This is a genomic window from Ruegeria sp. E8 (genome assembly GCF_056533985.1).
Genome location: NZ_JBQFOY010000018.1, coordinates 92,593 through 99,491, shown reverse-complemented (window position 1 = coordinate 99,491; position 6,899 = coordinate 92,593). Strand labels below are relative to the sequence as shown.

The following is a 6,899-nucleotide window of genomic DNA, read 5'->3' as shown; positions in this document are numbered from 1 at the left end:
CGATCATCGACCAGAAGAACGGCGTGACCACGCTGATCGAGGCGCTGATCAACCAGGAGCTGGGCGACCCGTTCCGCCGCGACGCGATGAAAAAACCCGTCCGCGTCGCAGGCATCGACGCGGCAGACATGGCCGCGAGCCAGGTCTAAGACAAAGAAAGGGAACCGGGCGTATGACAAAAACACCAATCGAGCTGTTGCGTCAGAACGCCCCGGCCACCCGCCCTGTCATTTCCTTATGCGAAGGCAGCGATCCCCGCGTTGTCGCGGGGGCGCTTGCCGCCCATCAGGCCGATCTGGCCGATATCATTCTGGTCGGGCCGAAGGCTGAGGTTGAAGCCGCGCTGCAAGCGCAGGGCGCGGCACCCTCCCAAGGGGTTTCGGTTCATGACCCTGCCACTTCGGACCTGACCGAGGGCTTTGCCCAAACCTATTACGAATTACGCCAGCACAAGGGCGTCGATCAGGACAAGGCCCGCGCGGCCGTTGTAACAGCGCCCGTCTATGCCGCGATGCTGGTGCGGCATGGCCATGCCACCGGCACCGTCGGCGGCGCGGTGCATACAACCGGCGATATTGTCCGCTCCGCCATTCAGGTCATCGGCATGGATCGGGATGCGGGCATGGTCTCGTCATTTTTCCTGATGTACCCACCCGAGACCGCGCAGCCGGACGCCCGCGCGATGCTGTATTCCGATTGCGGTCTCGTCATCGACCCATCGGCAGACGAGTTGAGTCGGATCGCCGCCGCCTCGGCCGCCTCGGCCCGGAAGCTGTTGCAGGTCGATCCCAGGATCGCAATGCTGAGCTTTTCCACCAAAGGCAGCGCCCGGCACGCCGCTGTGGACAAGGTGATCGAAGCCACCGAAACGCTGCGCCGGATCGCGCCTAATCTGGAAGTTGACGGCGAATTGCAGTTTGACGCGGCCTTTGTACCCTCGGTCGGTGATCGCAAATCCCCCGGATCGGCGGTGGCCGGACAGGCCAACGTGATGATCTTCCCCAATCTCGACGCGGGCAATATCGGCTACAAGATCACCCAAAGACTGGGTGGATATCAGGCGATCGGTCCCGTTTTGCAGGGGCTTGCGAAGCCGGCGAACGATCTTTCACGCGGGTGCAGCGCCGAAGATGTTACCCAGATGATCGCCGTGACTGTGTTGCAGGCAAACGGCACGTAACACGCAAATCCTGCATCGTTCCGATAACGTTGCACTAAAACAGGGAGGAACATGAGAAGCTCCTCCTGACATAACCGACAGGACCCGCCAATGACTCATCAGCAGCCGATCCTCGAAACCTCGCCGAAGGTCTCTGACGAGGTCCGCAAAACCACCTGTTACATGTGCGCCTGCCGCTGCGGCATCAACGTGCATATGAAGGATGGCAAGGTCGCCTATATCGAAGGCAACCGCGATCATCCTGTGAACAAGGGCGTTCTGTGCGCCAAAGGGTCGGCGGGTATCATGCAGGTCAACGCGCCCTCGCGTCTGCGCAAGCCGCTGCGCCGGGTCGGGCCGCGCGGCTCGGGCGAGTTCCGCGAGATCGAATGGGACGAGGCGATCAGCACCGCTGTCGGCTGGCTGAACGAGCTGCACGAGACTGCGCCACACAAGCTGGCCTTCTTCACCGGTCGGGATCAGAGCCAGAGCTTCACCAGCTTCTGGGCGCAGAACTTCGGCACCCCGAACTACGCGGCCCATGGCGGCTTCTGCTCGGTCAACATGGCGGCGGGCGGCATCTACACGATGGGCGGCGCCTTCTGGGAGTTCGGCCAACCCGACTGGGATCACACCAAGCTGTTCATGCTGTTCGGCGTGGCCGAGGACCATGACAGCAACCCGATCAAGATGGGCATCGGCAAGATCAAGAAGCGCGGCGCGCGGGTGATCGGGGTGAACCCGATCCGCTCGGGCTATAACGCCGTGGCCGATGACTGGGTCGGGATCACGCCGGGCACCGATGGTCTGTTTATCCTGTCGCTGATCCATGTGCTGATGAAGGCGGGCAAGATCGATCTGGACTATCTGAGCCGTTATACCAACGCTCCGGTTCTGGTGAATGCCGCGGAAGGCCCGGAAAAAGGCCTGTTCCTGCGCGATGCCGACGGCAAACCGCTGGTTATCGACCGCGTCACCGGCGAACCGACGGCCTTCGACAAGCCCGGCGTCCGCCCCGACCTTTCGGCGACCCACGAAAAGGATGGCGTCACCCATCGCCCGGTCTTCCACCTGATGGCCGAGAAATACCTCAGCGACGATCACGCGCCCGAGGCCGTAGCCGAACGCTGCGGCATCCCGGCCAGCCGCATCCGCGCCATCGCCGCCGAGATCGCCCGTGTCGCCTTTGACGAAGCCATCGAGCTGGATCACGAATGGACCGATTTCCGCGGTGAAAAACACAGCAAAATGATCGGCCGCCCGGTCAGCTTCCATTCCATGCGCGGTATCTCGGCCCATGCCAACGGGTTCCAGACCTGCCGCGCGCTGCACGTGTTGCAGATATTGCTGGGCACGGTTGAGGTCCCCGGCGGGTTCCGCTTCAAGCCGCCATACCCCAAACCGGTCGAGGCGCACCCGACCCCGCATGGCGACCGCCGCCCCGGACGCCCGCTGAACGGCCCGCATCTGGGCTTCCCGCGCGGTCCCGACGATCTGCTGCTGAACGACGACGGCACTCCGCAGCGCGTCGACAAGGCGTTTACCTGGGAAAATCCGATGTCGGCCCACGGGCTGATGCATATGGTGATCTCGAACGCGGCTGCTGGCGATCCCTACAAGATCGACACGCTGTTCATGTATATGGCGAACATGTCGTGGAACTCCTCCATGAACACCAAAGGTGTGATGGAGATGCTGACGGCCAAGACCGAAGACGGCAAATATGTCATCCCGAACATCATCTATTCCGATGCCTATTCCTCGGAAATGGTGGCCTATGCCGATCTGATCCTGCCCGACACCACCTATCTGGAACGGCACGATTGTATCTCGTTGCTGGACCGGCCAATCTGCGAGGCGGATGCCGCCGCCGATGCGATCCGCTGGCCGGTGATCGAGCCTGACCGCGACGTGCGCGGCTTCCAGTCGGTGCTGATCGAACTGGCCAACCGCATGAGCCTGCCGGGCTTCACCAATGAAGACGGGACGCCCAAGTGGACGGATTACGCCGACTATATCGTCAACCACGAACGCCGTCCGGGCATCGGCCCTCTGGCCGGGTTCCGGGGCGAGAATGGCGATCAGGAAGGCCGGGGCTCGGTCAATCCGGACCAATTGAACCGGTACATCGACAATGGCGGCTTTTACGTGGCGCATATCCCCGAAGGTTCCGATTACTACAAACCCTGGAACACCGCCTATCAGGACTGGGCCGTGGGCATGGGTATCTATGACAGCCCGCAGCCCTATCTGTTCCAGCTCTATTCCGAGCCGATGCGCCGGTTCCAGCTGGCCGCCGAAGGCCATGGCGAGCGTCAGCCGCCCGAGCATCTGCGGCAACGGATCAAGGACAAGATGGACCCGCTGCCGATCTGGTACGAAACCGACCAGCACGGCAACGAAGGCTTCACCGTCAACGCGCTGACCCAGCGCCCGATGGCGATGTATCACAGCTGGGGTACCCAGAATGCCTGGCTGCGGCAATTGCACGGGCGCAACCCGCTCTACGTGCCAACCAAGCTGATGCGCGAACATGGGCTGCAGGACGGCGACTGGGCCAAAGTGACCTCGCCGCATGGCGCAATCACCGTGCCGGTGATGGAAATGGCGGCGCTGAACGACAACACCGTCTGGACCTGGAACGCCATCGGCAAGCGCAAGGGCGCCTGGGCTCTGCAGGAGGACGCGCCGGAAGCCACCAAAGGCTTCCTTCTGAACCACCTGATCCACGAGCTGCTGCCGTCCAAAGGCGACGGCATGCGATGGGCCAACTCGGACCCGGTCACCGGTCAGGCCGCCTGGTTCGACCTGAAGGTAAAGATCGAAAAGGCCGACCCGCCCGCCGACACCGAGAGCCAGCCCGAATTTGACCCGATCAAATCGCCCGTCGGGACCGGACCGAAAGATCTGGCGTGGAAGGTCGGCAAATGACCCGATCCGCGCTTCATCTGGCTAAAAATATCCCGGGGAGCGCGAGGGGCTGGCCCCTCGCTCCCGCCCTCACAACAAAAGCGGAGGCCAGGCAGTCATGACCCAGCTCCCCCAATCCACCGACCGCAAGATGGGTCTGGTCATCGACCTGGACACTTGTGTGGGCTGCCATGCCTGCGTGATCTCCTGCAAGGGCTGGAACACTGAAAACTACGGTGCGCCGCTCAGCGACCAGGACGCCTATGGCGGCAATCCGTCGGGCACCTTCCTGAACCGGGTGCATTCCTACGAGGTGCAACCGGAACAGGGCGCGGCGCAGCTGATCCACTTTCCGAAATCCTGCCTGCATTGCGAGGATGCGCCCTGCGTCACCGTCTGCCCCACCGGTGCCAGCTACAAACGGGTCGAAGACGGCATCGTGCTGGTCAATGAAAGCGACTGCATCGGCTGCGGCCTGTGTGCGTGGTCCTGCCCCTATGGCGCCCGCGAACTGGATCAGGCCGAGGGCGTGATGAAGAAATGCACCCTCTGCGTCGACCGCATCTACAACGAAAACCTGCCCGAGGTGGACCGCATCCCCTCCTGCGTGCGCACCTGCCCCGCAGGCGCCCGCCACTTTGGCGATCTGGGCGACCCGGACAGTGATGTCAGCCAGCTGGTCGCCGAGCGCGGCGGCATGGACCTGATGCCCGAAATGGGTACCAAACCCGTCAACAAATACCTGCCGCCCCGGCCCAAGGACACGGTGGAAGACCAGATCGACATCCTGGCCCCGCTGCTGGCCCCGGTCGCCGAAGAGCCCAAGGGATTCCTGGGCTGGCTCGACAAGACTTTGGAGAAGCTCTGATGCATCCAGCGCCTTCTGTTATCATCTTCACCACTCTCTCGGGGCTGGGCTTTGGCCTGCTGTTCTTTCTGGGCCTCGGTCTGCCAGATGTCTCGGGCTGGGTGGCGTTTGTCTTCTTTGCCATCGCCTACGCCCTTGCCGTCGGCGGCCTGATGGCCTCGACCTTCCACCTTGGTCATCCCGAACGCGCGTGGAAAGCCTTCACCCAATGGAAAACCAGCTGGCTCAGCCGCGAGGGCTGGTGCGCCGTGATCGCCTTGCTGGTCATGGGGCTCTATGCCATCGGCGCGATCTTTCTGGGCCAGCGCTGGGGTCTATTGGGCCTGATCGGGTCACTGGCTTCGCTGGCGACCGTGTTCACCACCTCGATGATCTACACCCAGCTCAAGACCATCCCGCGCTGGAACATGAAACTGACCCCGGCCATGTTCCTGTCGTTCAGCCTTGCGGGTGGCGCGTTGTTGGCTGGTCAGACAAGTGTGGCTGTCCCGCTGCTGCTGGTCGCTGCTCTGGTCCAAATGCTGTACTGGCAGCAAGGCGATAAAGCGCTGGCCGCGTCCGGCACCGATCTGGGAACCGCCACCGGTCTCGGTGCCCGTGGCTCTGTCCGCGCCTTTGAACCGCCCCATACCGGCACCAACTATCTGCTGCGCGAGTTCGTTCACGTGGTCGGCCGCAAACACTCCCAAAAACTGCGCACCATCTCGTTCGTGCTGGCCTTCGTGCTGCCGCTTTTTTTGCTCATCCTGCCGTTCAACCACTTCTTCGCTATGCTGGCCGTCGCATCGCATCTTGCAGGCGTCGCCACATCTCGATGGCTCTTCTTCGCGCAAGCCGAACATGTCGTCGGGCTTTACTACGGTAAACGGTGAGGGGGCTCTGCCCCCGCCGCGGCAAGCCACGGCTCCCCCGGGATATTTTTAGCCAGATGAAGTCTGGATCCGATATGAAAAAGGGCGGCGCTCGGGGTTCGAGGCCGCCCTTTTTGATTCTAAGCGTCCGTATCAGATCAGGCCAGCGTGGCTCATTGCAGCTTCGATCGCGACCTTGGTGCTGTCTTCCAACTCGGTCAGGGGTGAGCGGACTTCGGTGCTGCACAGGCCCAGTTTGCTGAGCGCGTATTTGGCACCGACAAGGCCCGGTTCGATGAAGATCGCCTCATGCAGAGGCATCAGCTTGTCCTGATACTCCAGCGCCGTTGCATAATCTCCGGCCAATGTCGCTTGTTGGAATGCGGCGCAGAGCTTGGGGGCCACGTTCGCGGTGACCGAGATGCAACCGACACCGCCATGCGCGTTGAACCCGAGTGCGGTGGCATCTTCGCCGGACAGTTGACAGAAATCTGCGCCACAGGTCGCGCGCTGCTGGCTGACCCGGGCCAAATCGCCGGTCGCGTCCTTGACACCGACAATACGCGGCAGCTTGGCAAGTTCGCCCATCGTGGTAGGCGTCATGTCGACGACTGAACGGCCCGGGATGTTATAGATGATGATCGGAATATCCGCAGCTTCGTGCAGAGCCTCGAAATGCGCGATCAGGCCGCGTTGGGTCGGTTTGTTGTAATAGGGTGTGACCACCAACGCCGCATCCGCGCCGACTTTTTCCGCGAACTGAACGAAGCGAATGGCTTCGACCGTGTTGTTCGACCCGGCTCCGGCGATGACGGGAACGCGACCTGCAGCGGTTTTGACGACCTCTTCGATCACCGTTTCATGTTCCTCGTGGCTGAGCGTTGGGCTTTCACCGGTTGTGCCGACCGGCACCAGCCCGGTCGAACCTTCGGCGATATGCCAATCCACAAGGTGTTTGAGCGTCTTCAGGTCCAACTCGCCGTTGTTGAACGGGGTGACGAGGGCTGGCATCGAGCCTTTGAACATGACACGCTCCTTTAAGGTGCATTTTGCGGTTTTTGCGCCTCGGTCCCTCACGTTTCAAGCTTTGTGAGTTGATCCCGGCGACGCA

Annotated in this window: 5 protein-coding genes; 4 read left to right on the top strand and 1 reads right to left on the bottom strand. The window is 62.1% G+C overall.

The window, feature by feature from the left end; translation table 11 throughout:
• Positions 1–172 precede the first annotated feature (172 nt).
• From pta to ACR0LF_RS19055, 4 genes are all read left to right on the top strand, one after another.
• A complete protein-coding gene (gene pta, locus ACR0LF_RS19070) occupies positions 173–1,180 on the top strand; it encodes a phosphate acetyltransferase (RefSeq protein ID WP_480581907.1) in 1,008 nt (335 codons plus the stop codon).
• Between the two features lie 90 nt (positions 1,181–1,270).
• Positions 1,271–4,090: a molybdopterin oxidoreductase family protein gene (locus ACR0LF_RS19065; RefSeq protein WP_480581910.1), complete on the top strand. Its 2,820-nt coding sequence runs from the start codon at positions 1,271–1,273 to the stop codon at positions 4,088–4,090.
• Between the two features lie 97 nt (positions 4,091–4,187).
• Positions 4,188–4,937, top strand: a complete 750-nt coding sequence (locus tag ACR0LF_RS19060) for a 4Fe-4S dicluster domain-containing protein (RefSeq protein ID WP_480581913.1) — start codon at positions 4,188–4,190, stop codon at positions 4,935–4,937.
• Positions 4,937–5,809: a dimethyl sulfoxide reductase anchor subunit family protein gene (locus ACR0LF_RS19055; protein ID WP_480581916.1), complete on the top strand. Its 873-nt coding sequence runs from the start codon at positions 4,937–4,939 to the stop codon at positions 5,807–5,809. Before ACR0LF_RS19060 ends, ACR0LF_RS19055 begins: the two co-directional genes overlap by 1 nt.
• A 132-nt stretch (positions 5,810–5,941) precedes the next feature.
• Here ACR0LF_RS19055 and dapA read toward each other — a convergent pair whose 3' ends face one another.
• Positions 5,942–6,814, bottom strand: a complete 873-nt coding sequence (gene dapA, locus ACR0LF_RS19050; RefSeq protein WP_480581918.1) for a 4-hydroxy-tetrahydrodipicolinate synthase — start codon at positions 6,812–6,814, stop codon at positions 5,942–5,944.
• Positions 6,815–6,899: the final 85 nt, after the last annotated feature.

What these genes read in the sequence shown, in the direction of transcription:
- dapA (WP_480581918.1), bottom strand. Translation starts at nt 6,814, where the DNA reads ATGTTCAAAGGCTCGATGCCAGCCCTCGTCACCCCGTTCAACAACGGC.
- ACR0LF_RS19060 (WP_480581913.1), top strand. Translation starts at nt 4,188, where the DNA reads ATGACCCAGCTCCCCCAATCCACCGACCGCAAGATGGGTCTGGTCATC.
- pta (WP_480581907.1), top strand. Translation starts at nt 173, where the DNA reads ATGACAAAAACACCAATCGAGCTGTTGCGTCAGAACGCCCCGGCCACC.
- ACR0LF_RS19055 (WP_480581916.1), top strand. Translation starts at nt 4,937, where the DNA reads ATGCATCCAGCGCCTTCTGTTATCATCTTCACCACTCTCTCGGGGCTG.
- ACR0LF_RS19065 (WP_480581910.1), top strand. Translation starts at nt 1,271, where the DNA reads ATGACTCATCAGCAGCCGATCCTCGAAACCTCGCCGAAGGTCTCTGAC.